At 69.6% G+C, this 2,263-nt stretch carries 2 protein-coding genes; both read left to right on the plus strand.

What is annotated here, in order from left to right:
* Window positions 1-106 precede the first annotated feature (106 nt).
* Window positions 107-1,306, plus strand: coding sequence for an HNH endonuclease signature motif containing protein (locus CHF16_RS39075; RefSeq protein WP_179271937.1), 1,200 nt, complete (start codon window positions 107-109; stop codon window positions 1,304-1,306).
* A gap of 265 nt (window positions 1,307-1,571) precedes the next feature.
* The coding region (locus tag CHF16_RS39080; protein ID WP_179271803.1) for a transposase at window positions 1,572-2,263 on the plus strand (692 nt) is incomplete at its 3' end.

The raw sequence follows: 2,263 nt of genomic DNA on the forward strand, positions 1-2,263 counted from the left end.
GGCTTCAATCGCTTTCACGAACTCCACATGGACCTGCGACGCCTGTGGATATGTGGATAACACCCTGACGGTCAGGCTAATTTAACGGCATTGCACCATGGAATTTGTGAACGCGGTATCAGTGATCGCCGCAGCACTCGCCTCCCGCACCGCCCCCGACTCCCCAACCGCCTGCCTGGAACTCGCCGAAGAACTCGCCGCCGCCAACGATCTACAAGAGGCCGCACTGGCCGGGCTCGTCGGCGTGGTGGACAGGGCCCGAGAGGTGCAGCGGTGGGGTTTCCCCTCCACCCGCTCCTGGCTGCGGTCCCGCATGGGCATGCGCGAATCCCGCGCCAAAGAGCGACTCACCCTGGCCCGGCAGCGCCACCGCCTGACGGAGGTCACCGAGCGGTGGACCACCGGTGAACTGTCGACCGGGTACGCCGCGACCATCGCCGAAGCCACCGCCCGCCTGGACGATGACGACTGCCCGGCCGCTGAGGACATCCTGCTGGACATGGTCGACAAAGGCTTCTCCGCGGGAAAGGTCGCCAGCTTCGGTAAGCGGATCCGCGACGTCATCGCCGAACGCGACGGACGCGAACAGGCCCCGCAGGACGTGCAGCGGGGATACGAGCGGTCCTGGATCGACTCGACCCGCTCTCTCGACGGTGGCCGCTACATCAAGGGCTGGCTCAACGCCGAGGACGCCGCGATCTGGGACGGCACCCTCGCACCGCTGGCCAAGCCCGCCGGGACCGACGACCACCGTGACCTGTCCGAGCGAACCGCGGCCGCACTTACCGGTGTGCTGTCGGGTGGGCACACGGCCACCAAGGTCACCGTCATCTGCGACCTGGACACCCTCACCGGCGGCACCACCCCCGCCAGACTCACCGACGGCACCCCCATCCCCGCAGCCCAAGCCCGCCGCATCGCCCTCAGCGCCGGAGTGTCACCGCTGCTGCTCGGCGCCGGGAACACCCCGCTGTACCTGGGGCACCGGGTCAGGTTCGCCACCGCGCCGCAACGACAAGTGCTCGAGGCCCTGTACTCGACGTGCGCGGTGCAGGGATGCGAAGTGCCCGGGACGCTGTGCGAAGTCGACCACGTCCACGGCTGGGCCCTCGGCAACAACCCCACCGACATCGACAAACTCGCCCTGTGCTGCGGATGGCACAACCGCTACAAACACACCCACCCCGACCGACTCCACATCACCAAAACACCCGACGGCCGCTACACCTACCGCCTCCACCCACCCGACACCGCCCCCCTCCACCAGCGAAGACACCCACCACCCACCTGGGCCGAAGCCGCATGAACAACAGACCAACGCCCGAGCCCGCCCGCCCCCGGCGGCGCGGGCCCGGGCCCGGCTGCCCACCCGGTGACCTGCCATGTCGCCCTACTCCATGGCTGCATGCTCGACTCCACCTAAGCCTCGATCCACCGGGTGATTGCTGTTCAGGTTGCGGAAACGACAAAAGGGATGCCCCGTGGCCTGCGATGATGGGCTTGTCTAAGGTCCAGCAGCGCAGAAGCAACGAGGCATCCCGTAAGTGCAATCCTCTCATGTCTCATCGGCGGTGGCTGCCGCGTTCGACGAGCCGAACTTGATCGCCGATGCCGGGCTGGTGCCGGTGGTGCGGCTGGCCGAGCGGGCGGGGCTGCCCGAGCTGGCGGCCGAGGTGCTGCGCATCGGCGGTGCGCGCAACAGCGCCGGCGCCGCCCCGGCCGCGAAGGTGATGTCGCTGGTGGCGGCGATGTGCGCCGGAGCCGACAGCATCGATGACACCGACCGGTTGCGGCACGGGGCGATGCCGACCGCGTTCGACGGGGTCCGGGCACCTTCCACGCTGGGCACGTTCCTGCGGTCGTTCACCCACGGCCACGCCCTGCAACTGCACGCGGTGCACCGCCGGCTGCTGGGCGAACTGACCCGGCGGGCGCCGCTGCTGCCCGGCGCCGACCAGGTCGCCTTCATCGACATCGACTCCACCCACAAGCGGGTGTTCGGCCGCGCCAAGCAGGGCGCGCAGATCGGGCGGTTCAAAGGGGTCCGGACCCTGCATCCGCTGCTGGCCACGATCTGCACCCCGATCGCCCGCCCGGTCATCGCCGGGGTGCGGCTGCGGCGGGGCAAGGCCGCCGACGCCCGCGGCGCGCAGCGGTTCGTCGCCGAAGCCTTGGCCACCGCACCGCAGGCAGGCGCCACCGGCCTGCGCGTGCTGCGCGCCGATTCGCAGTTCTACAACGCCGATGTGGTGGCCGCCTGCCG

This window comes from Actinomadura meyerae (assembly GCF_900188445.1).
Lineage (GTDB): Bacteria > Actinomycetota > Actinomycetes > Streptosporangiales > Streptosporangiaceae > Spirillospora > Spirillospora meyerae.